The organism is Synechococcus sp. CCY 9618, from assembly GCF_019038415.1.
Taxonomy (GTDB): domain Bacteria; phylum Cyanobacteriota; class Cyanobacteriia; order PCC-6307; family Cyanobiaceae; genus Cyanobium.
The window spans coordinates 37,934-62,663 of the sequence record NZ_JAFKRG010000034.1 but is presented as its reverse complement, the minus strand read 5'-3'; the positions used below and the strand labels follow the sequence as shown (position 1 = coordinate 62,663).

General features: G+C 69.9%; 27 protein-coding genes and 1 tRNA gene. 15 read left to right on the top strand and 13 right to left on the bottom strand.

Annotated elements, in window-relative coordinates:
- Positions 1 to 3: 3 nt before the first annotated feature.
- From KUG41_RS07785 to KUG41_RS07775, 3 genes are read left to right on the top strand one after another with little or no spacing between them, the layout of a single operon-like run.
- Entirely contained in the window at positions 4 to 438 is a 435-nt protein-coding gene (locus tag KUG41_RS07785; RefSeq protein WP_216902832.1) for a hypothetical protein, read from the top strand.
- Positions 439 to 488: 50 nt separating this feature from the next.
- Entirely contained in the window at positions 489 to 875 is a 387-nt protein-coding gene (locus KUG41_RS07780; protein WP_371734073.1) for a LexA family protein, read from the top strand.
- Complete coding sequence (locus KUG41_RS07775) at positions 854 to 2,134, top strand: Y-family DNA polymerase (protein ID WP_216902830.1); 1,281 nt, start codon at positions 854 to 856, stop codon at positions 2,132 to 2,134. Before KUG41_RS07780 ends, KUG41_RS07775 begins: the two co-directional genes overlap by 22 nt.
- A 24-nt stretch (positions 2,135 to 2,158) precedes the next feature.
- Here the strand turns inward: KUG41_RS07775 and KUG41_RS07770 are convergent, their stop codons facing one another.
- Together KUG41_RS07770 and dnaG are read right to left on the bottom strand one after the other, a co-directional pair.
- The gene (locus KUG41_RS07770; protein WP_216902828.1) at positions 2,159 to 3,157 is read right to left on the bottom strand and encodes a sensor domain-containing diguanylate cyclase; all 999 of its coding nucleotides are present in this window, start codon (positions 3,155 to 3,157) and stop codon (positions 2,159 to 2,161) included.
- 92 nt (positions 3,158 to 3,249) lie between these two features.
- Complete coding sequence (gene dnaG, locus KUG41_RS07765; RefSeq protein WP_216902826.1) at positions 3,250 to 5,340, bottom strand: DNA primase; 2,091 nt, start codon at positions 5,338 to 5,340, stop codon at positions 3,250 to 3,252.
- Between the two features lie 150 nt (positions 5,341 to 5,490).
- Here dnaG and KUG41_RS07760 point away from each other — a divergent pair, with 150 nt between their 5' ends.
- Both KUG41_RS07760 and KUG41_RS07755 read left to right on the top strand, forming a co-directional pair.
- Positions 5,491 to 6,351: a DMT family transporter gene (locus KUG41_RS07760; RefSeq protein ID WP_216902824.1), complete on the top strand. Its 861-nt coding sequence runs from the start codon at positions 5,491 to 5,493 to the stop codon at positions 6,349 to 6,351.
- A 150-nt stretch (positions 6,352 to 6,501) separates the two neighbouring features.
- Positions 6,502 to 7,767 (top strand): cation:proton antiporter, encoded by a 1,266-nt coding sequence (locus KUG41_RS07755; RefSeq protein WP_254216962.1) that lies wholly within the window; start codon positions 6,502 to 6,504, stop codon positions 7,765 to 7,767.
- Here the strand turns inward: KUG41_RS07755 and KUG41_RS07750 are convergent.
- The gene (locus tag KUG41_RS07750; protein WP_216902820.1) at positions 7,756 to 8,223 is read right to left on the bottom strand and encodes a hypothetical protein; all 468 of its coding nucleotides are present in this window, start codon (positions 8,221 to 8,223) and stop codon (positions 7,756 to 7,758) included. The two genes, KUG41_RS07755 and KUG41_RS07750, sit on opposite strands and share 12 nt — an antisense overlap.
- A gap of 22 nt (positions 8,224 to 8,245) precedes the next feature.
- Between KUG41_RS07750 and ruvA the strand changes: the two genes are divergently transcribed.
- The 3 genes from ruvA (at position 8,246) to KUG41_RS07735 (ending at position 9,682) form a co-directional block, all read left to right on the top strand.
- Positions 8,246 to 8,899: a Holliday junction branch migration protein RuvA gene (gene ruvA / locus KUG41_RS07745; protein ID WP_216902818.1), complete on the top strand. Its 654-nt coding sequence runs from the start codon at positions 8,246 to 8,248 to the stop codon at positions 8,897 to 8,899.
- A 74-nt stretch (positions 8,900 to 8,973) separates the two neighbouring features.
- Positions 8,974 to 9,243: a 30S ribosomal protein S15 gene (gene rpsO / locus KUG41_RS07740; RefSeq protein ID WP_216902816.1), complete on the top strand. Its 270-nt coding sequence runs from the start codon at positions 8,974 to 8,976 to the stop codon at positions 9,241 to 9,243.
- Between the two features lie 10 nt (positions 9,244 to 9,253).
- Positions 9,254 to 9,682, top strand: a complete 429-nt coding sequence (locus KUG41_RS07735; RefSeq protein ID WP_216902814.1) for a PAM68 family protein — start codon at positions 9,254 to 9,256, stop codon at positions 9,680 to 9,682.
- Here KUG41_RS07735 and KUG41_RS07730 read toward each other — a convergent pair.
- From KUG41_RS07730 to KUG41_RS07690, 9 genes are all read right to left on the bottom strand, one after another.
- Entirely contained in the window at positions 9,662 to 13,180 is a 3,519-nt protein-coding gene (locus tag KUG41_RS07730; RefSeq protein WP_216902812.1) for a DNA polymerase III subunit alpha, read from the bottom strand. The two genes, KUG41_RS07735 and KUG41_RS07730, sit on opposite strands and share 21 nt — an antisense overlap.
- A 94-nt stretch (positions 13,181 to 13,274) precedes the next feature.
- The gene (gene gatA / locus KUG41_RS07725; RefSeq protein WP_216902810.1) at positions 13,275 to 14,747 is read right to left on the bottom strand and encodes an Asp-tRNA(Asn)/Glu-tRNA(Gln) amidotransferase subunit GatA; all 1,473 of its coding nucleotides are present in this window, start codon (positions 14,745 to 14,747) and stop codon (positions 13,275 to 13,277) included.
- Between the two features lie 30 nt (positions 14,748 to 14,777).
- Complete coding sequence (locus tag KUG41_RS07720) at positions 14,778 to 15,029, bottom strand: DUF1816 domain-containing protein (RefSeq protein WP_216902808.1); 252 nt, start codon at positions 15,027 to 15,029, stop codon at positions 14,778 to 14,780.
- Between the two features lie 60 nt (positions 15,030 to 15,089).
- On the bottom strand, positions 15,090 to 16,823 hold the full coding sequence (gene rlmB / locus KUG41_RS15590; protein WP_254216961.1) for a 23S rRNA (guanosine(2251)-2'-O)-methyltransferase RlmB: 1,734 nt from the start codon (positions 16,821 to 16,823) through the stop codon (positions 15,090 to 15,092).
- The gene (locus tag KUG41_RS07710; RefSeq protein ID WP_216903080.1) at positions 16,820 to 17,227 is read right to left on the bottom strand and encodes a Mini-ribonuclease 3; all 408 of its coding nucleotides are present in this window, start codon (positions 17,225 to 17,227) and stop codon (positions 16,820 to 16,822) included. The genes rlmB and KUG41_RS07710 overlap by 4 nt, the downstream gene beginning before the upstream one ends.
- A 16-nt stretch (positions 17,228 to 17,243) precedes the next feature.
- The gene (locus KUG41_RS07705; RefSeq protein WP_216902806.1) at positions 17,244 to 17,594 is read right to left on the bottom strand and encodes an STAS domain-containing protein; all 351 of its coding nucleotides are present in this window, start codon (positions 17,592 to 17,594) and stop codon (positions 17,244 to 17,246) included.
- A gap of 104 nt (positions 17,595 to 17,698) precedes the next feature.
- Positions 17,699 to 18,871, bottom strand: coding sequence for a glutamine-hydrolyzing carbamoyl-phosphate synthase small subunit (gene carA, locus KUG41_RS07700; RefSeq protein WP_216902804.1), 1,173 nt, complete (start codon positions 18,869 to 18,871; stop codon positions 17,699 to 17,701).
- Positions 18,868 to 19,908, bottom strand: coding sequence for an anthranilate phosphoribosyltransferase (gene trpD, locus KUG41_RS07695; protein WP_216902802.1), 1,041 nt, complete (start codon positions 19,906 to 19,908; stop codon positions 18,868 to 18,870). The genes carA and trpD overlap by 4 nt, the downstream gene beginning before the upstream one ends.
- 173 nt (positions 19,909 to 20,081) lie before the next feature.
- Complete coding sequence (locus tag KUG41_RS07690) at positions 20,082 to 20,390, bottom strand: DUF3288 family protein (RefSeq protein WP_216902800.1); 309 nt, start codon at positions 20,388 to 20,390, stop codon at positions 20,082 to 20,084.
- 70 nt (positions 20,391 to 20,460) lie between these two features.
- On the opposite strand from KUG41_RS07690, the gene KUG41_RS07685 reads away from it, so the two are divergent.
- The 7 genes from KUG41_RS07685 to KUG41_RS07655 all read left to right on the top strand — a co-directional run bounded on the left by KUG41_RS07685 (position 20,461) and on the right by KUG41_RS07655 (position 24,274).
- Positions 20,461 to 22,209: an ABC transporter ATP-binding protein gene (locus KUG41_RS07685; protein ID WP_216902798.1), complete on the top strand. Its 1,749-nt coding sequence runs from the start codon at positions 20,461 to 20,463 to the stop codon at positions 22,207 to 22,209.
- Between the two features lie 108 nt (positions 22,210 to 22,317).
- Positions 22,318 to 22,596, top strand: coding sequence for a hypothetical protein (locus tag KUG41_RS07680; protein WP_216902796.1), 279 nt, complete (start codon positions 22,318 to 22,320; stop codon positions 22,594 to 22,596).
- Positions 22,597 to 22,624: 28 nt separating this feature from the next.
- Positions 22,625 to 23,359, top strand: a complete 735-nt coding sequence (gene msrA / locus KUG41_RS07675; RefSeq protein ID WP_216902794.1) for a peptide-methionine (S)-S-oxide reductase MsrA — start codon at positions 22,625 to 22,627, stop codon at positions 23,357 to 23,359.
- 10 nt (positions 23,360 to 23,369) lie between these two features.
- A complete protein-coding gene (locus KUG41_RS07670) occupies positions 23,370 to 23,675 on the top strand; it encodes an MliC family protein (RefSeq protein ID WP_216902792.1) in 306 nt (101 codons plus the stop codon).
- The gene (locus tag KUG41_RS07665; RefSeq protein ID WP_216902790.1) at positions 23,672 to 23,833 is read left to right on the top strand and encodes a hypothetical protein; all 162 of its coding nucleotides are present in this window, start codon (positions 23,672 to 23,674) and stop codon (positions 23,831 to 23,833) included. Before KUG41_RS07670 ends, KUG41_RS07665 begins: the two co-directional genes overlap by 4 nt.
- A complete protein-coding gene (locus tag KUG41_RS07660; protein WP_371734072.1) occupies positions 23,830 to 24,186 on the top strand; it encodes a hypothetical protein in 357 nt (118 codons plus the stop codon). The genes KUG41_RS07665 and KUG41_RS07660 overlap by 4 nt, the downstream gene beginning before the upstream one ends.
- 14 nt (positions 24,187 to 24,200) lie before the next feature.
- A tRNA-Pro gene (locus KUG41_RS07655) sits at positions 24,201 to 24,274 on the top strand.
- Between the two features lie 118 nt (positions 24,275 to 24,392).
- On the opposite strand, the gene KUG41_RS07650 is transcribed toward KUG41_RS07655, so the two are convergent.
- Entirely contained in the window at positions 24,393 to 24,647 is a 255-nt protein-coding gene (locus KUG41_RS07650) for a hypothetical protein (protein WP_216902788.1), read from the bottom strand.
- Positions 24,648 to 24,730: the final 83 nt, after the last annotated feature.

Below are 24,730 nucleotides of genomic sequence, written 5' to 3'. Positions count from 1 at the left end.
CCGATGAGCTTCGATGCCCGCAGCCGGGAACGCCTCGAGGCCCTCGGCCGCCAGCTGCCCCAGAAGCTCGTCGCGCCGACGCTGCCCACCGCCTCCGCGGGCGGCCGAGCCAGCGGCGACCGGGCCGTCGATCGCCGCCATCCGGTGGAGACCGAACAGGATCCGCACCAGCTGTTCCGTGAACTGATGGACGTGAGTCCCGACGGCAGCGTCCCCCCCCATCTGCTCGAGCGGCTGCGGCACCTGGAAGCGCCGCCCCCGCCCAGCGGCACGCCTGCCGACGGACCGGGCTCAGCTGCAGGCCCGGGCGCAGGCGTGGCGCCCGGGCGCCGGCGGTCCCCGCGACAGCGCCCCCTGAAGCCTCGGCCCACCGCCGGCGATCCCCACCAGGACCTCTACACCGCCTTCCAGCAACTGCTGCTGGAGGACGACGACTGACCGCTGAACCAGTACAGGAGTACTAAGCTGCGGGTCGTCGCCCGGTGCCCGTGCCCGATCCAGCCACCCATCCAGCCACCGGCCCGGGCAGCCGCGGCATCGATCTCAACGAGCAGCTGAACCTCCACCCCGGCCGCACCCTGCTGCTGCGGGTCTGCGGCGACTCGATGCTCGGCGCCGGCATCCGCCACGGTGATCTGCTCGTGGTGGACCGGGCCGCCGTGCCCCGGTCCGGCCGCATCGTGGTGGCCCTGCTGGAGGGGGGCTTCACCCTCAAGCGTCTGGTCCGCCGCGGGCCCCGCTGGTGGCTGGAGGCGGCCAACCCCGCCTACCCGCCCCTGGCCCTGGGCGGCAGCGACGACGACCGGCTGTGGGGGGTGGCGCTGCACGTGATCCGTTCGCTGCCGGGAGGGCGATGGGAGCGGCCACGGTCCTGATCGACGGCAACAACTTCTACGCCTCCTGCGAAGCGGCCCTCGATCCCTCCGTGATCGGACGGCCCCTGGTGGTGCTCTCCAACAACGACGGCTGCATCGTCTCCCGCAGCGCCGAGGCCCGGGCCATGGGCATTCCCATGGGCACCCCCTGGTTCCAGGTGCGCCATGACCTGGAGCGCCGCGGCGTGATCGTGCGCAGCTCCAACTACGGCCTCTACGCCGACATGAGCCAGCGGCTGATGGCCAGCCTCGAGGCCTGGGTGGAGGAGCTGGAGATCTATTCCATCGACGAAGCCTTCGGCCGCCTGCACCGCCCGCCGGGCGACGGCGACCTCAGCGCCTGGGGAAGGGACCTGCGCCGTCAGCTGCGCCGCGAACTGGGGCTGCCGGTGGCGGTGGGCATCGCCTCCACCAAGGTGCTGGCCAAGATCGCCAACCGCATCGCCAAGCGCGACCCCCGCCACGGCGGCGTCTTCGACCTGGACCGGGCCGGCGATCCGGACCCCTGGCTGGAGGCGGTCGCCGTCGAGGACGTCTGGGGCATCGGCCGCCGACTGTCCCGCTGGTGCCGGCTGCGGGGCATCGGCCATGCCCGGGCCCTGCGCGACATGCCCAGCGGCGAACTGCGGCATCGCTGCGGTGTCGTGGGGGTACGTCTGCAGCAGGAACTGCGGGGACACAGCTGCCTGCCCCTGGTCAGCCTGCCGCCGGCGAAGCAGGAAACCTGCGTCAGTCGCAGCTTCAGCGAACCGGTGACCAGCCTGGAGGACCTGCGTCAGGCCATCGCCACCTACCTCAGCCGGGGCTGCGAGAAGCTGCGCCGCCAGGGGCAGCGGGCGGGCTGCGTCACGGTCTTCGTGCGCAGCAGCCCCTTCAACGGCACCCGCTTCTACGCCAACGCCGCCACGGTCCAGCTGCCGCTGGCCAGCAACGACACCGCCGTGCTGCTCAGTGCCGCCCTGCCCCTGGCCGGGCGGCTGTTCCGGCCCCACAAGCCCCTGCAGAAGGCGGGCGTGCTGCTGCAGGATCTGCAGCCGGTGGAACTGCTGCAGCACCATCTGCTGGCACCGTTGCCGCCGGAGCAGCAGCGGCGTCGTGAGGCCCTGATGGCCGCCATCGACGGCCTCAACCGCCGCTACGGCAGCGGCACCGTGCAGTGGGCCGCCTGCGGACTGCACCCCCACTGGACGATGCGCCGCTCACGGCTGTCCCGGGCCGCCACCACCCGGCTGAGCGACGTGCCGGTGGTGCGGGCATGAGGCCGGCAGACGCCAGGGCAGGTCTCAGCGACCCTCATAGAGGCTGGCGATCTGGTTGCGGCCGTTGCCCTTGGCCAGCTCCAGGGCGCGGCTGGCGCGTCCCACCAGGTCGGTGAAGCGGCGGTCCGAGGCAGCCAGGGCCGTGAGGCCGCCGCTGATGTGCAGACAAAAATCGGAATGGGTGTACACACCGGGCATGTGGGCGACCGCGGTGCGCAGACCGTCGGCCAGGGCCATGGCCTGGTCAGGGTCGATGCCCACCAGCAGCATGGCAAATTCACCGTCCCCCAGACGGGCCGCGAAATCCCGCTCCTTCAGAAAGGTGCAGGCCAGGCGAACCACATCGGCCAGCACCTGGTCGCCGGCCTCATGACCCCAGCGGTTGTTGATCAGGCGCAGGTTGTCGACATCGAAGAGGAGCAGCGAAAGGCAGCGGTGATCCCGGCGGGACCGGTCGAACTCCCGGGCTCCGATGCTCAGGAAGGTGTGGCGTGTCGGCAGGCCGGTGACGGGACAGAGATGGGCCTGGCGACGCAGCTCCAGTTCACGCATGGCCAGCTGGGCCAGGCGATGCAGCAACTGGCGCTGCTCCTGGGTGAGATCGCGGGGTTCCCGGTCAATGATGCAGAGGGTGCCGAGGTTGTGGCCTTCCGGGGTCTGGAGCGGGGCACCGGCGTAGAAGCGGATGTGGGGATCCGCGCAGACCAGGGGGTTGGTGCGGAAGCGCTCGTCGCTGCGGGCATCAGGCACCACCATCACCTCGTCGTGGACGATGGCGTGGGCGCAGAAGCTCTGGTCGCGGGGCGTTTCCTGCACGTCCAGCCCGCGATGGGCCAGGAACCACTGGCGGTCGGACTCCACCAGGGAGATGGCGACGATGGGGGTATGAAAAATGGCCCCGGCCAGGTCGAGGATGCGATCGAAGTGCTCGTCGCGTCCGGTATCCAGGACGCCGTAGCGCTCCAGATCACGCAGCCGCTGATCCTCATCGACGGGGACCGGAAACGACGGGAAGGGAGCCATCGCGGATCAGCGACCAATCCGAACTTAGGCAGGAGGCCGTCGGGGCCGGGGATCGGCGGGGGAGAGAGAACCGGCCAGGAAAACCCGGAGGGTCAGGCGGCGGGCACCGCCAGGGTCTCCTCGTAGCCGGCGCGGCGACCGTCGTCCAGCTGGCTCAGGTAGCGGCGCTCGGCGTAGTAGGCCTCCTGGAAACGCAGGGCATCGCCGTTGAGGGCATCGAAGAGGACGTGGATGCGGGTCTCCATGTCGAGTCCGGCGCCGGGAGCGGTTGGGGTGGAGCCAGGCGCGGGCGGGGCGGCCTGGCGCTCCTCCTCCAGCAGCCGGGCGATGCAGTGCTCCAGGGTCTGGAGCCGCTGACTGGACCAGGCATCGAGCAGGTGGCGGCAGCGGCGCAGCACCCGCTGACGCTCCAGAGACGCCGTCGCCCCCCGCAGCTGCAGGGGCGGGTGGGCCAGGGCCATGCGCTGCACCTCGGTGGGCTCCAGCAGCGGCGTGAGGCGGCTGAGCAGGGCGCTCTGCTCCACCAGCAGCTGATCCCCCAGCAGCCGGGGCAGATCCAGATCGCCCAGATCCAGGCCCGGATCGGTGCCCCGGTTGATGGCCTCCAGCCGGCCGGCGCCCAGATTGTCCTCCTCCAGCTCGCCGATGGCGGCCCAGAGCTGGCGGTGGTGCTGGAGGGCGAAATCGTCGAGCTCCCGGCGCCGCAGCTCGGCGCGGATCACCCCGCGCCAGGGGGGGCAGTGGAGGTAGAGGCGCAGGATCTCCGCCTCGGCCCGCTCACGGAGCCCCACCTCGCCGGGCTGCTCCCATTTCACCGAGCGGCCGTGCCAGCGCTGGCCCTTGACCTGCTGGCGCAGGTCGTCCTCCAGCTGGATGGCCAGCCGGGCCTGGCCGCCGGAGAGGCGTTCTGCCACCTGCTGCAGGTAGTGGCTGCGCACCGCCGACTGGGGCAGCTTGCCCAGCAGTTCCACCAGCCCCGTGACCGCCTGCTGGAACTGGTCGGCCCGGGCCAGGTCCTTGCCCTCGAGCACCTGCTCGATCTGCCAGTCGAGCCAGAGGGGGGCCTGGTCGAGCAGGGAGCGGTACTCGCCGGGGCCGTGGTCCTTGAGGAACTCGTCCGGGTCCTTGCCGGCGGGCAGGTGCAGCACCCGCAGTTCCAGCTGGCCCTGCAGGGCCAGCTGCTCCACCTCGCCGATGGCCCGCTGGGCGGCGCGCACCCCGGCGCCGTCGCTGTCGAAGTTGAGGATCAGCCGGCGGCTGTCGCAGCAGCGGCAGAGCTGGGTGATCTGGCTGGAGCTGAGGGCGGTGCCGAGGGCGGCCACCGCATTGGTGATGCCGGCGGCGTGCAGAGCGATCACATCGAAGTAGCCCTCCACCACCACGGCCCGGTCATCACGGCGGATGGCGTCGGCGGCCCGATCCAGGCCGAACAGGTGCTTGCCCTTCTCGAACACCTCCGTTTCCGGGGAGTTGAGGTATTTGGGCTCAGCCCCGTCCAGGCCCCGGCCGCCGAAGCCGATCACCCGGCCCTGACGGTCGCGGATCGGCACCATCACCCGATCCCGGAAGCGGTCGTAGAAGCCGCCGCCGCCCTTGCGGGCCACCACCAGCCCGGCGGCCTCCAGCAGGTCGGGGCCAAGGCCCTCCACCTGCTGGAGATGCCGCAGCAGACCATCCCAGCCGGCCGGTGCATAACCCAGCTGGAACGCCTCCAGGGTGGTTTCGCTGAGGCCGCGCTGCTGACGCAGGTAGGCGAGGGCCGCCTGCCCCTCCGGCGCCCGCAGCTGGGCCTGGAACCAGCCCGCCGCCAGGGCCAGCACCCGGTGCAGCCGGTCGCGGCGGGAGAGCTGCTGGCGCAGCCGTTCCTGCTGGGGGCCATCGAGAGTGTCGACCGGCAACTGGTATTTGCGCGCCAGCTCCAGCACCACCTCGCTGAAGCTGGTGCGCTGCAGCTCCATCAGGAACTTGATGGCATTGCCACCGGCGCCGCAGGAGAAGCAGTAGTAGAACTGCTTGGCCGGCGACACCGTCATCGACGGGGATTTGTCGTCGTGGAACGGACAGATCCCCACGAACTCGCGGCCCTTCTTCTTGAGCACCACGTGCTCCCCCACCACATCGACGATGTCGGCCCGCTCCTTGACGGCCTCGATCGTGCGGGGGTGGAGACGGGGAAGGCTCAAGGCGGACGCGGGAAGAGGACCACGGGTTCAGGGCACCATCGGTAGTGGTTCCCTACCGCCATTCTGGGGCCTGCCACCACCGATGGAGGTCTCACCCTGAACCGAACGCCCGGCAGCGACAGCGGCGGCGTGCCTGGAGCCGGGGGCTGGATGCTGCTCAGCGCCCTCGCCTTCAGCCTGATGGTGGTGGGGGTCAAGCAGGTGGGCGACCGCATCCCCCTGGGGGAGGTGGTGCTGGCCCGGGGGCTGGTGAGCCTGGCCCTGAGCCTGTGGATGGTCCGGCGCCTGGGGGTGAACCCCTGGGGCCGGCGTCGGGGGCTGCTGGCGCTGCGTGGGCTGGTGGGCAGTGCCGCCCTGTTCTGCGTCTATGCCGCCGTGGTGCACCTGCCCCTGGCCGCCGCCACGGTGCTGCAGTACCTCTATCCCACCTTCACGGCCCTGCTCGCCTGGATGCTGCTGGGGGAACCCCTGGGACGGCGCGTGCTGATGGCCATGGGACTGGGGTGGCTGGGGGTGCTGCTGGTGGCCCGGCCGGCGGCGACAGCCCCCCTGCCGCCGGTCTGGGTGCTGGTGGCGGTGGCCGGAGCCGTGCTGACCGCCCTGGCCTACGTGAGCGTGCGCCGCCTGGCGGAGAGCGAGCATCCGGCCGTGATCGTGCTCTATTTCCCCCTGGTGACCGTGCCCATGAGCCTGCCCCTGGTGCTGCTCGATCCGGTGCTCCCCACCCCGATGGAACTCCTCGCCCTGGTGGGGGTGGGAGTGCTCACCCAGGTGGGGCAGGTGGGGCTCACCCGGGCCCTCTCCGCACTGCCGGCGGCCCGGGCCACGGCGATCAGCTACGTGCAGGTGGGCCTGGCCGGATTCTGGGGCTGGTGGATCTTCGGGGAGACCATCGACCTGTCGACGGCGGCCGGAGCTCTGCTGATCCTGATGGCGACGTTGATCAGCCTGAGCGATCGTGCGGGGGTCAGCAAACGGCCGGAAGCCCCACCGGAAACGCCCGTACAGTGAGCCCCCGGCACCCTGCACTTGCTGTCAATCGCTCAGCCCAGCGCTCTGAATCCCTGGCTGGCAACGCTGGTCGCAGCGGTCGATGAGGCGCCCGAAACGCCATTGCTCACATCATCTGTTCTGCAGAATTCCATATCTCTACCGCTGATGATGGTGATCATCGGGGGCCTCTTCCTCGGCACCCTGGCGATCAGTCGATTCTCACTGAAGATCGGCATACCAGCCATCCTCGGGGTGCTGCTTTTCGGATTTGTCATCAATCCCTCCTACACCCTGTTCAGCCACGGAGCCATCGAACGCCTGCAGGTGCTGAGTCTGTCGATCCTGCTGTTCAATGCAGGACTTGAAACCGAGATCCGATCGATTCGCGGCTTTCTTGAATATGGCATCATTCTGGCGGTGGGCGGTGTGATCTTCTCCACCCTGATTCTGGGGCTGATCGTCTGGTTCGTGGCCTCCCCCGATGCCGGCGGGATTGAGCTCGGATTCCGCCAGATCCCTGTCTCGGTGGCCATGCTGATCGCCGCCTGCCTCGGCTCCACGGATGCGGGAGCGACGGTGAACGTGCTGCAGTCGGTTCCGAGGGCGATTCCGCGCCGGCTGGCGGCCCTGGTGCAGTTCGAATCCTCCGTCAACGATCCCACCGCCATTCTTTTCCTGGGGCTGGTGATCGGGCTGACGGCCGTCGGAAACGGCACCAGCGGGCATGAGCTGGTGCTGGGGGAGGTGCAGATGTTCCTGCAGAAGATCGGTTCCGGCCTGCTGATCGGGGTGATCGTCAGTTATCTGGGGCGCTTCAGCCTCAATCAGCTGGTACGCGACACCAGCCAGCTGCTGATCCTGGGCGTCTCCATCGGCCTGATCGCCTACGGAATGGCGGAGATCCTGGGGGGATCCGGGTTCATCAGCGCCTACGTGGCCGGCCTGATGCTCAGCAATCACAGCTACAGCAACGAAAAGATCACCCCGGAGGCCCTGCAGCAGACCCTGCTGCCCTTCAACAACATGACCGAGATCACCGTGTTCCTGATCTTCGGCCTCAGCATCGACCCGCTCACGATCCTGCCCGCGGTCCCCGAGGGGATCGTCGTCGCCATCGGCATGATGCTGGTGGCCCGGCCGGTGAGTGTGCTGCTGCTGCAGCGATTTTCGCCCTTCAGCCTGCGGGAGTCGCTGCTGGTCTCCTGGTGCGGTCTGCGGGGGGCTGTTCCCCTGGCCCTGAGTTTCGTCATGGTCGACGCCATCCCCCGCGTGCGGGGGATGGACCCGGCGACCGTTCCCAGCCTGGTGCAGAACGCGGGAGGCATCGTTTTCTGCGTGGTGGTGATCAACCTGCTCGTGCAGGGGCTCACCCTCCCCCACATGTCCCGCTGGCTTGGACTCACCGCCGATGAGCAACTGACCTCAACCCCGTGACCGGCCCGGCAGGGGGAGGGGATCGGTGATCCACGCCTGGCGGCTGCCGTCCCCGCTGCCGCTGGGGCGGGCCAGGCGCCAGCTCTGGCCCTTGACACCCCGCTCCAGGTACAGCTCGAACGGACTGTCGACCCGGATGGGGTCGCCCGGCAGCCGCCAGTCGAAGCGACCGGCCAGGTGCAGACCACGGCCATCCCCGATCGGAACGGCCTCCTGCTGTTCGACCCGCACCCGGCTCACCTCGGGCAGACCGCCGGCCTCCAGTTCCAGGGCCTCGGCGATGGCCCCCTGGGTGAGCTGAATCTGCAGGGAGAGGGCCTCGAGCAGCACGCTCCGGGGGGGCTGGCCCACCCTGGAGCAGCCTCCCAGCAGCAGCAGCAGGGCCAGCAGCGGTGCCAGCACCAGGGAGGCCAGCGCCGACCGCGGGCGCTGGGGGCTTGGCAGAAGGGGCAGCATGGGGGCCGACGCACGTTGGACCATGATCGGCTGGCTGCAGGGGCGACTGGCCGAACCATGGCAGCAGGCCCACCGATGCGGGGTGCTGCTGATCTGCCAGGGGGTGGGTTACGAGGTGCAGCTGACCCTGCGCCAGTGGCAACGGCTGCCTGAGCCCGGCGCCGACCTGGGCCTGCATGTGCACCACAGCATCCGCGACGACGGCTGGACCCTCTACGGCTTCGCCACCCGCCAGGAGAGGGACCTGTTCCGCGAACTGGTGGCAGTCAGCGGCGTGGGACCCCAGATGGCCCTGGGGTTGCTCGGGGTGCTGGAGGTGGACGCCCTGGTGCGCGCCATCGTCCACGCCGACCTGCGCAGCCTCTGCCAGGCCCCCGGGGTGGGGAAACGCACGGCCGAGCGGTTGTCGGTGGAACTGCGCCGCAAGCTGCAGGACCGCTTCACCGGACTGGTCGATCCCCTGGAGGGAGATGAGGAACTCGCCACCGGAGCACCGTCCTCCCCCTCCGGTCCCTGCCGGGATGAGGTGCAGATCACCCTGGCGGCCCTGGGCTACGAGCCCCTGGAGATCCACCGGGCCCTGCGGGCGGTGGCCACCGCCGGCCTGGATGGGGCGGCCGGCCCCGACGACTGGCTGCGGGAGAGTCTGCGCTGGCTGTCCCGTGCCGTGGCCTGAGCGCGGCGGGACGGGGAGGTCATCGGGCCGCACGTTAAGGTGTTGGTTTGCACCGTCCGGGCCCCGATCCGCCCATGCCGCTCTCCACCACCCAGAAACAGGAACTGATCAATTCCCATCAGGCCCACGGCACTGACACCGGATCGGTGGAGGTGCAGGTCGCGATGTTGAGCGAGCGGATCCAGCAACTCAGTGGCCATCTGCAGAAGAACATCCACGACTTCTCCTCCCGCCAGGGCCTGCTCAAGATGATCGGCCGCCGCAAGCGGCTGCTGGGCTACCTGCGCGCCCAGAGCGAAGAGCGTTACGCCACCCTGATCGCCAAGCTCGGCATTCGCGGCTGAGGTCGTTCCGATGGCCCGTCGGCCCCGCCCGAAAGCCTTCGGCACCGCCCCAGCCGGGGGTGGGCCGAACCCCGGCAAGACCCGCCCAGCTCCCCGCCAGCAGGTGATCCCCGATGCGGTGGCCAGTCGCATGGTGCGGCGCATCGCCATCGCCACCGGCACCCCAACGGCTCTGGGCATGGCCGTGTTCGTGGCCAGCTACCTGCTGGTGAGCCGCGGGGTGCTCGACATCCCCCCCGGCCTCACGCTGGTGGGTTCCGGCGCCTTCTTCCTGCTGGGCCTGCTGGGTCTCAGCTACGGGGTGCTCTCCGCCAGCTGGGAGGACGGCCCCGGCAGCCTGCTGGGCCTGGAGCAGATCGGCATCAACATCAGCAGGGTGCGGGCCTCGGTGCGGGCCATGCGCCAGGGCAGCGGCGGCTCAGGCAGCCCCCAGGGGTGAGCGCAGCCAGGCCCTGAAATCCGCAGACCCCAGGGTCTGGACGGCCGCCTGGGCGTCGGCGACACAGAACTGGCCCCCCAGGCGCACGAAACGGGTTTCGTTCTGCTGCTTCACCAGGGCCACCACCGGCACCCGCACCCCCGCCTCCTCCTGGCCGGGGCGGTGGCGGGTGAGGCACTCGCGCAGGCGATGCTGCACGGCGATGTCTCCGGCCTGCTCCGGGGCCAGCTCCACCATCACCAGCTGCAGGTCCTCGATGCTGCGGCAGTCGTCGACAAGCAGCTGCACCCGGTCGTCGCGGCGATCGACGCCGGCCCAGAGCAGCAGGCGGGCATCCACCATCAGGTGGTCGGCCAGGCGCGCATAGCTCTTGGGGAACACCACCGCTTCGCAGGCGCCGGTGAGATCCTCCAGCTGCAGCACGGCCATGCGGTCCCCCTTGCGGGTGGTCACCTGGCGGATCTCGCTCACCATCACCACCACGCTCACCTTGGCCTTGTCGGCCATCTCCTCCAGGTTGGCCAGGCCGATGGGTGTGAGCAGACGCACCTGGGAGGCCAGCTGGCGCAGGGGGTGGTCGGAGATGTAGAAGCCGAGCAGCTCCTTTTCGAGCTTCAGCTTCTCGGTGGGGGGGTAGTCCGGGACCGGTGCCGCCTTCGGCGGGGCGGGAGCCGCCACGGGCGCCGCCCCGTCGCCGGCCCCGGCGAACAGATCGAACAGGTTGCCCTGGCCGCTGGCCCGGTCGCGGGCCCGGGAACTGGCCCAGTCGAGCACCAGATCCAGATCGGCCATCAGCTGGGCCCGGTTGGCCTTGGGCTCGAGGCCGTCGAGGGCGCCGCAGTGGATCAGCGATTCGATCGCCCGGCGGTTGAGTTGCTGGCCGGAGAGGCGGTCGCAGAGATCGGCCAGATGCAGAAAGGGTCCGTCAGTGGCGCGGGCCTCGATCAGCTGGCGGATGGCCCCGTCGCCCAGGTTGCGCACGGCCGAGAGGCCGAAAAGGATCTTCTTGCCCACCGGCGTGAAGTCGATGCCGGAGGCGTTCACATCCGGCGGCATCACCTCGATGCCCATGGCCAGGCAGTTGGCGATGTAGCGCTGCACCTTGTCGCTGGCCCCGGCGTTCACCGTCAGCAGGGCGGCCATGTAGGCCACAGGGTGGTGGGCCTTGAGGTAGGCGGTCTGGTAGGTGACGGCCCCGTAGGCGGTGGAGTGGCTCTTGTTGAAGCAGTATTCGGCGAACAGCACCATCTGATCGAAGAGAGCCTCGGCGACGGCCCCCTCCACGCCCCGATCGGTGGCGCCGCCGACGAACTGCTGGCGGTGCTTCTGCATCTCCGACACCTTCTTCTTGCCCATGGCGCGCCGCAGCAGGTCGGCTTCGCCGAGGGAATAGCCGGCCAGATCCTGGGCGATCCGCATGATCTGCTCCTGGTAGACCATGATCCCGTAGGTCTCCTTCAGGATCGGCTCGAGCTTGGCGTGGGCCACCTCGATGGCCTCACGGCCGTGCTTGCGGTTGATGAACTTGGGGATCAGGCCCGCATCCAGGGGCCCCGGCCGGTAGAGGGCCAGGATCGAGGAGATGTCCTCCAGGGAGGAGGGCTTGAGATCGCGCACGATCTGGCGCATGCCGCTGGATTCCAGCTGGAAGATGCCCTCCAGATCGCCCCGAGCCAGCAGGGCGTAGGTGCCGGGATCGTTGGCCGGCAGGGCGTCGGGATCGAGGCGCTCGCCCTCGGAGCGGGCCACCAGCTCGATCGTCTTCTCGATCATGGTGAGGTTCTTGAGGCCCAGGAAGTCCATCTTCAGCAGGCCCATCGCCTCCACGTCCTCCATGAAGTACTGGGTGATCACCTGACCGTCGTTGTTGCGCTGCAGGGGCACCAGTTCATCGAGGGGCTCGGCGGCGATCACCACCCCGGCGGCATGGACACCGAAGGTCTTGTTGGTGCCCTCGATGCGACGGGCCAGGTCCACCCAGTGGCGCACCTTGGGATCGTTCTCGTATTTCTCGCGGAACTCGGGGGCCGGGGAGTCAGGCCCGACCATCTCGGCCAGCTTGGCCGGTTTGCCCCGGGCCACGGGGATCAGCTTGGCAAGCCGGTCGGCCTCGCCGTAGGGAATGTCGAGCACCCGGGCCACATCCTTGAGCACGGCCTTGGAGGTCATGCGGTTGAAGGTGATGATCTGGGCGACTTTGTCTTCGCCGTAGCGGCGGGTCACGTACTCGATCACCTCGCCGCGCCGCTCGATGCAGAAGTCGGTGTCGATGTCAGGCATCGACTTGCGTTCCGGGTTGAGGAAGCGCTCGAACAGCAGGCCGTGCTCCACCGGGTCGATGTTGGTGATGCCGAGGGAATAGGCCACCAGGGAACCGGCGGCCGAGCCGCGGCCCGGCCCCACCGGAATGCCCTGTTCCCGGGCGAAGCGGATGTAGTCCCACACCACCAGGAAGTAGGTGGGAAAACCCATCTGCTCCATCACCTGCAGCTCGAAGGCCAGCCGTTCGCCGTAGGCCGGTTCGATGGGGGCATCCTCGACCAGGGACAGCCGCGCCCGCAGCCCCCGGTGGCTCACCTCGCTGAGGTAACTCACCGGGGTGTGGCCCTCGGGGATCGGGAAGCGGGGCATCTGCTGGCGGCCCAGGATGTCGTAGTCCTCCACCTTCTCGGCCACCCGGGCGGTGGAGGTGATCGCCTCGGCGATCACCTCCGGCGCCAGATGGTCGGCGAAGAGGGCGGCCATCTCCGCCTCGCTCTTGATGTATTCAGTGCCGGTGTAGCGCAGGCGCTTCTCGTCGCTGATCAGCTTGCCGGTGAGCACGCACAGCAGGGCGTCGTGGGCCTCCACGTCGTTGCTGGTGAGGTAATGGGCGTCGTTGGTGGCGACCAGCGGGATGCCCAGTTCGGCGCTGAGCTGGGCCATGCCGACGTTGACGATGCGGTCCTCGAGGCCGCCATGGTCCTGGATCTCCAGGTAGAAGTCGTCAGCGAACACCTCCCGGTACCAGAGCGCCACCTCCCGGGCCACATCGGGGCGGCCCCGCAGGATCGCCTGGGGGATCTCCCCGCCCAGGCAGGCGGTGGCCACCATCAGGCCCTCGCTGTACTGCTTCAGCAGAGCTTTATCGATGCAGGCCCGCGCGAAGATGCCACGGCCGCGCATGCCACGCAGGTGGCTGATGCTGGTGAGCTTCACCAGGTTGCGGTAGCCGACGGCATTCTTGGCCAGCACCACCAGGTGGTACCGGCGCTCCTTCTTCGGCTGGGGATCGTCGATCGAGCCGTTGATGACGTACATCTCGTTGCCGATGATCGGCTTGATGCCCGCCTTCATGCAGAGCTTCAGCAGCTCGATGGCGCCATACATCACCCCGTGGTCGGTGAGGGCCAGGGCCGGCATGCCCAATTCGACGGCCCGCGCCACCATCGCCGGCAGCTGGGAGGCCCCGTCCAGCAGGCTGTAGTCACTGTGGTTGTGGAGCGGAACAAAGGCCAACGGGAACGCGTCCTGGTGGAACCCAGGGTAAGGGGGCACGCAACATTCGGGGTCATGGGAGCCCCTGGCGCGGCCTTGCACACCAGATATGGGGTCAGGGCACCAGCGGGGCCGCGGGTCGCCGGGCCATCACCGCCGCCGCCCGTTCGTACTGGTGGGCCACCTGCAGCAGCTTCGGTTCCTCGAGCACACCGGTGATCAGTTGCAGGCCGATGGGCAATCCCGCCGCATCAAACCCGCAGGGCACGCTGATGGCCGGCAGGCCGGCCAGGTTGGCGGGAATCGTGAGCAGGTCGGCCAGGTACATGGCCAGGGGATCACCGGCGTGGGAGCCGCTGGGGAACGCGGTGGTGGGAGACGTGGGGGTGAGCAGCACGTCGACCGTTTCGAAGGCGCGATCGAAGTCGCGGCGGATCAATGTGCGCACCTGCTGGGCTTTCTTGTAGTAGGCATCCACATAGCCGGCGGAGAGGGCATAGGTGCCGATCAGGATGCGGCGCTGCACCTCCTCGCCGAAGCCCTCGGCCCGGCTGCGGGCGGTCATGGCCGCCAGGCCGTCGCTGCCCGGCTCGCCGGCAGCGGCCCGGTAGCCGTACTTGACGCCGTCATAGCGGGCCAGGTTGGCGGAGGCCTCCGACGGGGCGATGACGTAGTAGGTGGCGATGCCGTCGTTGAAACGGGGGCAGCTCACGTCCGCCAGTTCGCAGCCCAGGGCCTCCAGCTGGGCGGCGGCCGCCAGCACCGAGGCCTTCACTTCGGGATCGAGACCCTCCTGGTCGAAGCACTCCCGGATCAGCCCCACCCGCAGGCCGGCGATGGGCTTCTCCAGATCAGCGCTGTAGTCGGGCACCGGAGCCCGCAGGCAGGTGGCGTCCCTGGGATCCTCCCCGGCGATCACCTGCAGCAGCTCGGCGGCATCGGCCACGCTGGTGCTGAAGGGCCCCACCTGGTCGAGGGAGGAGGCGAAAGCCACCAGGCCCCAGCGGCTCACCCGGCCATAGGTGGGCTTGAGACCCACCACACCGCAGAAGCTGGCGGGCTGGCGGATGGAGCCCCCGGTGTCGGAGCCGAGGGAAGCGAGGCACTCACCGGCAGCGACGGCGGCCGCACTGCCCCCGGAGCTGCCACCGGGAACCCGGTCCGGATTCCATGGGTTACGGCTGGCGCCGAAGGCGGAGGTCTCGGTGGAGCTGCCCATGGCGAACTCGTCGAGGTTGGTCTTGCCCAGCAGCACGGCACCGGCCTGCCAGAGCCGGTCGGTCACCGTCGATTCGTAGGGGGGCACGAAGGTCTCCAGCATGCGGCTGGAGCAGGTGGTGCGGATGCCCCGGGTGCAGAGGTTGTCCTTGATCGCCAGAGGGATGCCAGCCAGGGGCGGCAGGGGATCCCCGGCAGCCCGGGCGGCGTCGATGCGGTCGGCATCGGCCCTGGCCCGCTCACTGGTGATCTCCAGAAAGGCGTGAAGGGTGGGGTCCACCACTGCGATGCGGGCCAGGTGGCGATCGGTGAGTTCCCGGGCCGACACCTCTCCCCGCCGAAGCCGCTGCCGCCATTCGGCGATGCCCATCCAACCGCTCATCCGCTGGGATGGACGCTATCAGTCGGCCAGATCCGGCGATTCGGTGAGGGGCTCTCCGCGGCCGGTGCGCAGGCAGCGGTGCTCCAGGGAGGCGGGCGACTCCGAGCGCAGGTCGTCGAGGAAGGACGGCAGGGCCTGCTCCAGCGTCTGGCGACGCACGAAGGGACCGAACCAGTACACCGCGTCGGGGGAGCGGGTCTCCACCCGCGCCCACCAGGCCAGGCCCAACCCATTGGCGATACCGCGCATGGGCCAGAGCAGCGGATTCATGGAGCAGGAGCAGCGAGGGTCCCATTCTGGGGGGCCGCTGGGACCACTCCCCCGGAGGAGTCAGAGGCGGATGTCGCCATCGAAACCTGAGGGAGGAACGATCGGGTAGGGCAGCGACTCAGAGGCGCCCGACGCGGGGGGCGGCGGCTCGGCCACGGGCAGACCATCCTCAAGCGCCCGGGGTTCTTCCTCGGCAGCTGACGCCACTTCAGAGGGTGCCGGTTCGAGTGGCGCCGGCGGGACGGATTCCAGGTCCGCGGAGATCTCGGAAGCTGAGTCCGGGGCGGGTTCTGGAGAGGGTGTGGCCGGGGCAGGCGGCTCGGCGGGTGTATCGAGGGCGGGCGGCTCGGCCAGGGCCTCCGGCTCGGGATCGGGCGGCGCAGGCATGGAGGGTCGCACGATCCTCGGGGCCGGGGCGGAACCCCGAAGGCCGCGCATCCAGCCGCGACGGGCCACCTCGTAGAGCAGCAGGGCGGTGGCCACCGAGGCGTTCAGACTGGGGGTGGCCCCCCGCAGGGGGATGCGCACCAGCTGGTCGCAGGAACGGCGGGTGAGGAGGGAGAGGCCATCGCCTTCGGAACCCGTGACCACCACCAGGGGACCCTCCAGGTCCACCTCCTCCAGGCTGACCGTGCCTTCCTCGGCGAGGCCCACCACCCGATAGCCCTCCTGCTTGAGGGTGTCGAGGGAACGGTTCAGGTTGACCACCCGGGCCACCGGCAGGTGCTCCAGCGCTCCGGCGGCCACCTTGGCCACCGAACCGGTGAGGCCGGCGTTGCGACGCTGGGGCAGCACCATGCCGTGGGCGCCGAGAGCCTCGGCGCTGCGGACGATCGCCCCCAGGTTCTGAGGATCGGTGAGACCGTCCACCGCGATCAGCAGCGGGGCCTCGCCGATGGCGCGGCAGCCGTCGATGAGGCTGCCCAGGTCGAGGGTCTCGGCGGCGGCCGGCTGGAGCACGATGCCCTGGTGGACCGCGCCGCCGGTGAGCTGGCCCAGCCGGGCCCAGGTAACCTCCTCCACCAGCACGCCGGAGGCCTTGGCATCCCGCAGCAGCTGCAGGAAACGGGGACTGAAGCGCATCTCGGGCGTGCACCAGACCCGGTGGATCGGCCGGCCGCTCTCCAGGGTCGCCTGGGTGGTGTGGCGTCCCCAGATCAGGTCGCTGGGGGCGGCGGCGGCGAAGGCACTGGCTTCGCCGCGGAAATCCACATCGGAGCCATCGGACTCGGGACCCTCCTGCCCCGGGCGCCCCTGGAAGGCCCGGGGAGCCCGGTCGGCGTCCCGGAACAGGGCCGGCCCGCGGCGCACGGCACCGGGCCGGCCGGTGCCGGGACGGCCCATGCCCGGGCGGCCGGTCCCAGGGCCAGAACGGCCGAAGGCCGGACGGGAGGCAGGGAAGCGGTCGCCGCCACGACGCTCGCGCGGGGGACGGCTCTCGCCACCGCGGGGGGAGAAGGAACCATCGCTGTCGGGACGGGCCTCGTAAGGGCGGCGGCCATAGGCAGAACCGCCCGACCGTTCGCCGGCGCCGAAGCGGTCGGCACCACCGGGGCGCTCACTGCCACGCTCACGGCCCCGCTCTCCGCCCCCTTCGCGGTCGTAGGGCGGTTTGTCCCGGCCATAGGCACCTCCCGGACGGCGGGGGCGGGCGGAAGCGGAACCGCGGCCCACCGGGCGGCCTCCGGCTCCGGAGCCGAGCCGGCGGGGGGTGCGGTCGGCGCCTGGCTCAGGACGGCGATCGGGACGACGGTCGGAGCGACGGTCGCTGCGGCGATCGGGAGGGGGGCTCATGGGCTGGTGGACGGGGGACAGGGTTCGGTCTTCTCAAGATGGTCCAGCAGCTCAGCCAGCCGTCTGGGGTTCTGCAGAAAGAGCCATCCCAGCATCGTCTCAAATCCCGTGGCCTGCCCATAGGCCGCTGGGGCGCCACGACGGGGGCCCCGGCCGGCCTGATTGCGGCCACGCAGCATCACGCGCCGTTCCTCCTCGCTCAGCAGAGGATCCAGTCGCCGCAGGGCCTCCGCCTGGGCTTCGGCCTGCACTTCAGCCACCACCGCCCGGTGCAGATCAGCTGCTCTGGCCGGCCGCTGGCAGTGGCGCAGCCGCTGGTGCAGTTCCCAGACCGCATCCCCCAGCCAGGCCAGCTGGGCTGTGGCCAGAGGAACCTCCGAGGCGAGCGTGGGAAGGGAAGCCAGCCAGCGCCCGGGACCCTCAGGCGGGGGCGAGGCTGCCAAGGGCCGACTCCAGATCGGGCTGCAGGTGCAGGAATGCCTCCAGGCGCACGAGCTTCACGGTCTGGACGACGCGGGCGTTGCCGACCACGAGGAACTGACGGGAGCCGTCGTTGAACTGCTTGGCGAGCTGAACCAGAGCACCGAGTCCGGAGGAATCGATGAAGTCGATGCGGCTGAGGTCGATGATCACGGGGACCTTGGTGGCCTTGGCGTGATCAGAGACGAAGTCGGTGAACTGCTTGTCGGAGTAGGCGTCGAGCTGTCCTGTGAAACCGAACAGCAGGCACTGTTCCCGCCGTTCGCAGCCCCCTCTCAGGGAGACGGTCAATCGCTGCAGGTCGGTGATGGTCTCGGCCCCCGTTCGGTGATGCTCGCGAAGCAGTGTAGGGACCCGCACAGCGAATCAGGAAACCGCAACGAATCGTGGGGAAGTCAGCGGCGCTCCGCCATCAGCGACACGAACCGCGCGAAGTGATGATCGGCATCGTGGGGGCCGGGACTGGCCTCCGGGTGGTACTGGATCCCGAACACCGGCTGATCACGCAGGGCAAGGGCCGCCACGGTGCGGTCATTGAGGTTGAGATGGGTGATGCGCACCCGCTCGGCGGGCAGGGAGTCCGCATCGATGGCGAAGCCATGGTTCTGGCTCGTGATCTCCACCGACCCGGGCGATCCGCAGGGATGGTTGAGACCTCGATGGCCATAGGCCAGCTTGAAGCTGCTCCCCCCCAGGGCCAGCCCGAGGATCTGGTGGCCCAGGCAGATGCCGAAGAGCGGCAGATCCGGCTGCCGGAGCAGTTCCCTGGTCAGGGCGATGCCCTCGCTCACCGCCGCCGGATCCCCCGGCCCATTGGAGAGAAACACCCCTTCCGGATGCCGCTCCAGCACCTGGGCCAGCGTCGCGGTGGCGGGCAGGACCGTGACGTCGCAGCCGTGGGCCACCAGACGCTCGAGGATGGCCCGCTTGATGCCGAAATCGATCGCCACCACCCGGTAGGGCCGTTCGGGCCGGGGCTGGGGGCGCCCATCGAAGCCGGCCGCACAGGTCCGGCGCCATTCGTAGGGCTCGTCCGTGCTCACCAGAGCGGCCAGGTTCAGGCCATCCATGGCGGGGGTGGCCTTCACCTGCTCCAGGAGCGCGGCCGGTGGCGTGCCGTCGCTGGCGATGGCGCCATTGATGGCACCACCCTCACGCAGATGGCGCACCAGGGCACGGGTGTCGACCCCGCAGATGCCCACCACGCCATGGCGGGCCAGCCAGGGGTCCAGGTCCTCCTGCCGACGCCAGCTGCTGGCGCCGGGCACGAGCTGGCGGGCGATGAAGCCCCGCGCATGGGGCCGGTCCGCCTCCTGGTCTTCCCCGTTGACGCCGGTGTTGCCGAGTTCCGGGTAGGTGAAGGTGATCAGCTGGCCGGCGTAGCTCGGATCGGTGAGCACCTCCTGGTAGCCGGTCATGCCGGTGTTGAAGACCACTTCCCCGCAGACCCTGCCCCGGGCACCGCAGGCCCGGCCCCGCAGCACGGTGCCGTCGGCCAGCACCAGAACGGCGGAATCGGCGGTGGTCGCAGGGGCGTCCAGGGCGGGGGCGGCAGGAATCCCGATCATCCTTCAGACCCGGCCAGGGCCTCGCGCAGGGCTTCCACCCGGGCCCAGGCACGCCCATCCACCAGCGCCTGGCGGGCCCGGGGCAGGGCGGCGGCAAGGGAGTCCTCCAGCCCCGCCGCCTTCAGCACCAGGGCGGCGTTCAGGGCGACGACGTCGGCCTGAGCCCGGGTGCCCCGACCCTGCAGCACCGCCTCCAGGATCGCGCGGTTGGCGGCCACGTCCCCGCCCCGGAGGGCCTCCAGATCGGCCGGCTCCAGCCCCAGCTCGACGGGGTCCAGCCAGGCGCTGCGCACCTGGCCGTCCTCCAGAACGCGCAGCTCACTGGGACCGGAGAGGGTGGCCTCGTCCAGACCGCCATGACCATGAACCACAATCGCTCGCCGCTGACCGAGGCGCCGCAGGGCGTCGGCCATGGGGTCGAGCAGGTCGGGCCGGGCCACGCCCAGCACCTGGGCCTCGGGGGTCAGGGGATTGACGAGCGGTCCGAGCAGGTTGAAGACGCTGCGCACCCCGAGCGTCTTTCGCAGGGGCGCCATGGCCACCAGGGCCGGATGCCAGCCCGGCGCGAACAGAAAGGTGACCCCGGTGCGGGGCAGGGCGTCCACCACCTGCTGGGCCGGCGCCCCGAGGCGCAGACCGAGGGCCTCCAGCACGTCGGCGGATCCCACCCGCCCGCTGGCACTGCGGTTGCCGTGCTTGGCCACGTGGGCACCGCAGGCGGCGGCAGTGAAGGCCACGGCGGTGGAGATGTTGAAGCTGTCGGCCCCGGCACCGCCGGTGCCGCAGGTGTCGATCAGCTCCAGGGAGGGCCTTTCCCCCGGCAGGGGACACGCCTCCCGCAGCACGGCCGCCATCGCCGCCAGCTCCTCCCCGGTGGTGCCCTTGGCTCGCAGGGCCGCCAGGAGGGCACCGGTGAGCACCGGTTCGATCGTCCCGGCCAGCCAGCCCCGCATCAGGGCATCGGCCTGATCCGCCCGGAGATCCTCCCCACGGAGGAGCTGCTCCAGCAGCGGGGGCCAGGCGGCTCGAGCGCTCATCAGCGAAAACGGAACTGATCCCGGCAACTTACGGGAGCCCCTGACATCACCGCCGAAGACGCCGAGGTGAAGGCAAGAAAAAGCCCGGGTGCAGGGCACGCCGGGCCGGGTGATGGGGACACTCCCACTATCACCCGAAGAACGCCTTTCTGGCCAACGGGAGCGAAACCGGCTCAGGACGCCTCGTCGGAGGCGGTGTCGAAGCCCGAACCCACTGCTTCGGGCACCGGAGCCGGGCCCGGCCGGAAGCCGGCAGCCCAGATGGCCCTGGTGCGGGCGTGGAGGGCGTCGGGCGCCAGACCCCAGTGCGCCAGCACCTTGTCCAGATCGTCGCGGATGTCGGCGGCTCCGGGGAACCCCCGGTAACGCATCTGCAACCGTGCTGCGTCCACCAGATGGACTTCCTGGGGCGTGTCCACCACCAGGAGTCGATCGACCGTCTCCCGATCGAGGGCATGCAGCGGATGGTTCTGGTCGTCCATGGCCCGGGCGGCCCATGGGCCCTGGGGAGCACTGCCTAGGTTAGGGGGCCCTGCTGCCCCACCCCCCGGCATGAGCGCCCTGCGGTTGGATCTGATCCGGCGGTATCTCCGCCCGCACCGGCGCACGGTTCTGCTGGGTGCCGGTGCCCTGGTGGTGGTGAACCTGCTCGGGGTGGGCATTCCCCTGCTGGTCCGGCAGGCGATCAACGACCTGAAGCCCGGCTTCGTGCTCTCTGACGTGCTGGGCGTGGCCGGCCTGATCATCGTGATGGCCACGGCGATGGGAGCCAGCCGCCTCTACTCCCGGATGCTGGTCTTCGGGGTGGGGCGCCAGGTGGAGGCGAGCCTCAAGGAACGGATCTTTGCCCATGTGCTCACCCAGGATCCGGGCTGGGTGCAGACCACCGGCAGCGGCGAGGTGATCAGCCGGGCCACCAGCGACGTGGAGAACATCCGCCGCCTGCTGGGCTTCGCCCTGCTCAGCCTCACCAACACCGTGCTGGCCTATGCCCTGACCCTGCCGGCGATGCTGGCGATCGATCCCTGGCTCAGCCTGGCCGCGGTGTCGCTCTACCCCGGCATGCTGATGGTGGTGCGCCTGTTCGGCGGCCGCATGATGAAGCAGCAGCGACGCCAGCAGGAGGCGCTGGCCCAGCTGAGCGACCTGGTCCAGGAGGACCTCTCCGGGATCGGCGCCATCAAGATCTACGGCCAGGAGGCCACCGAGGAGAAGGCGTTCGACGCTCTCAACCGGGTCTACCTCGACGCCCAGCTGTCCCTGGCCCGCACCCGCAGCACCCTGTTTCCCCTGCTGGAGGGCATCGCCTCCCTCAGCCTGCTGCTGCTGCTGGCCCTGGGCAGCGGCCAGCTCGAGAGCGGCCGGCTCAGCATCGGCGACCTGGTGGCCCTGATTCTCTTCGTGGAGCGGCTGGTCTTTCCCACCGCCCTGCTGGGCTTCACCCTCAACACCTTCCAGACCGGCCAGGTGAGCATGGAGCGGGTGGAGACGCTGCTGAGCCACCGACCCGCCATCGAGTCGCCCGTCGATCCCCTGCCCCCCGGACGGCCGGCCCTCGGGGCGGTGGAAGCCCGGGGGCTGACGGTGCGTTATCCGGGTGCCGATCGCCCGGCCCTGGTGGATCTCAGTTTCCGACTCCACCCGGGGGAACTGGTGGCGGTGGTGGGACCGGTGGGCTGCGGCAAGACCACACTTGCGCGGGCCCTGGGCCGGATGGTGGAGGTGCCCCCGGGCCAGCTGTTCCTGGACGGGGTGGATGTGACCCGGTTGGACCTGCCCGACCTGCGCCGTCAGGTGGCCCTGGTGCCCCAGGAGGGTTACCTGTTCACCGCCAGCCTGGCCGACAACCTGCGCTACGGCGATCCGGAGGCCGGCCTCGACCGGGTCGAAGACGCTGCCCGGCAGGCCCGGCTGGAGGGCGACATCAAGGGGTTCCCCGACGGCTTCCGCACCCTGGTGGGGGAACGGGGCATCACCCTGAGCGGCGGCCAGCGCCAGCGCACGGCTCTGGGCAGGGCCCTGCTGGTGGAGGCTCCCCTGCTGGTTCTCGACGACGCCCTGGCGAGCGTGGACAACACCACCGCCGCCGGGATCCTGCGCTCGGTGCGCGAGGAACAGCGCCGCACGGTGGTGATGATCAGTCACCAGCTCTCGGCTGCGGCGGCCTGTGATCGGGTCCTGGTGCTGGAAGCGGGCCAGCTGGTCCAGGAGGGCCACCACAACGACCTGCTGCAGCAGGAGGGCACCTACCGGCGGCTGTGGGACCGGGAAGAGGCCGTGCGCCAGCTGCAGGCCGCCTGACAGGCCTGTCGGCGGTTCAAAAGATGTTGAGCGACATCGTCCAGGGGCAGCGGTTGGGCTTACCTGGAAGGGCCGTGGTCCATCCCCGCCGCCTGCCACGCCGTCCCCATGGCCCCCACCCCGTCCAGCCTCAGCCAGCCGTACAACCTGCGCTGCACCCTGACCTTCGGGGACATCTACGGACAGATCCTGATCTGGATGGCGGTGATCTTCGTGAGCCTGGCGGCGGGCCTGGCCCTGATGGGAGCGAGCCGTCCCCTGTTCGCCCTTGTGGGGGTGGGCCTGATTCTGGTGCTGTCGCTGCCCTTCCTGCTGTTCGCCTTCACCACCACCCTGCTGAACCACATCGCCCTGGTGCCGGAGCCGGAGCGCCGGAGCCCTTCCTAGGCTGTTCAGCCTGATCGCAGCACGCGCCTTGTTCGGACTCTTCAGCAGCCCTTCCGGGGGCACCGGCCCAGCCTCCGCAGCCGCAGTCGGGCCGGTGGGTCTCACCCACGCCGTCCTCGGCACACCCCTGGCGGCCCCTCTGGAAGCGGGGCAGGCTGAGGTTCTGTTCGGCTGCGGCTGCTTCTGGGGAGCGGAGAAGGGATTCTGGCGCCTGCCCGGGGTTGTCACCACGGCGGTGGGCTACGCCGGCGGTCAGCTGCCGTCCCCCAGCTACGAGCAGGTGTGCAGCGGCCGCAGCGGCCATGCCGAAGTGGTGCGGGTGGTCTGGGACACCACCAGAGTGTCCTTCGCCGACCTGCTCAAACTGTTCTGGGAATGTCACGACCCCACCCAGGGGAACCGCCAGGGCAACGACCGCGGCAGCCAGTACCGCTCGGCCATCTTCGTGGACGATCCGGATCTGCTGGCCCTGGCAGAAGCCAGCCGACAGGCCTATCAGGACGCTCTGACGGCCGCAGGCAGGGGAACGATCACCACGGAGATCGCCAGCGGCCAGCCGTTCCACTTCGCTGAGCCCTACCACCAGCAGTACCTGGCCAAGCCCGGCAGCAGGCCCTACTGCTCCGCCCAGCCCACGGGCGTTGACCTCGGCCCGTTCCCAGGGGCGACCTACCGGCTGCCTCCCCTCGTGTGGGAAAGCTATGACTGGGCCATTCCCCATTGCGTCCTGCGCGGCGACAATGCGCCGATCGCCCTCGACTGACGCCTCGTCCATGGCCGCACCGCTGCTGACGCTCGGACTCCTGCCGCTGCTGGCGATGCAGTCCCCTTGGTGGGAGCACTACGACCTGCGCGAACGCTTCGTCTGCGGTGAACGGCTGTCGGTGGTTCTGGAGCGCAATGCCTCCCAGGCCTCCCTGATCACCGGGGGCTCCAGGGCGACCCTGTTCCGCGAGGAATCGGATGCCCCTGGGCTCCGCTACCAGAACGAGTCCCTGCGGGTGATCCTGCGGGGAGACGAGCTCACCCTCGAGCAACTTCCCACCCGCCGGGTCTGCCTGCGCACCGAAGAGGTATGACGCCGCTCCCCGACAGGGTGGTGATCGTGGCCCTGATCACGGCAGTCGGCCTGTGTTTCGCCCTGGCTTTCTGGACCGTCCGGCTGCATCCCTCCGGTGAACCACCCCTGCAGTGGCGCCAGGGACCGAGCGCCCAGCTGCTGACGGTCGCTCCGTGAGAGATCCCGTCGAGGAACCGGAGCGGCCGCGGCGCCAGATGCACCCCCTGCCCAGGGGGCTCGTTGAGCTGTACGGCCTTCTGGCGGTGCTGTTCGTGCTGGTGCCGGAATGGATGGCGGGCGGCGTCCTGAGCGGCTTCCGGGACGCCCGGGATGGCTCCGAGCTGCCGCTGCCGTCGATGGCCTGGCAGCGACTGCCGGAACTGCAGCTGGCCACGATGGGACTGGCGGAACTGCGGCAGCTGGCCTGCCGGGAGCGCATCTGCGGCTACGCGTCCATGGGCCGGCAGCGGCTCACGAACCGGCTGCTGCGACGCCTCTCCCGACGGCGCCGGGGCCCCAGGACGCTGTGATAACTTCGATTCGCCGGGGCGTAGCGCAGCTTGGTAGCGCACCACTTTGGGGTAGTGGGGGTCGTGGGTTCAAATCCCGCCGCTCCGATTCAGCCGGCCCGCAGGGCCACCGCCACCGCGGTGCTCTGTTTTCATCGCCTCATTCATTGCCTCGTGTCAGCTGATCCCATCAGCTGATTTTTTTTGGCCGATCTCGGGGTCCGCGCTCAGTGCAGGCGGGTCATGACCCGGAAGCGCACCAGCCAGAGGTTGACGCGGCGGCGCATCCTCGGCGGCACCTCCTGAACCAGCTGGAACAGCTCCTGAGCGGCGAGTCGATGCAGGGCCCGCACGTCGACACGCCAGAGGGCCTCCGCTTCCCGGATCAGCCGCGCCCAGGTGCGCGCCGTCTGCCAGCGGCGGACCCGCTGCTGGGCGGGTTCGCCCAGGTCACCGGAGCTGGACGGCAGCCGGGTGAGCATCGCATCGGTGCCGGGCGGACGCTCCCAGGGTGGGAAGGCCTGAGCACGGCGTCCGGGATCTTCGCTTCTGCTTCAACTAGCGA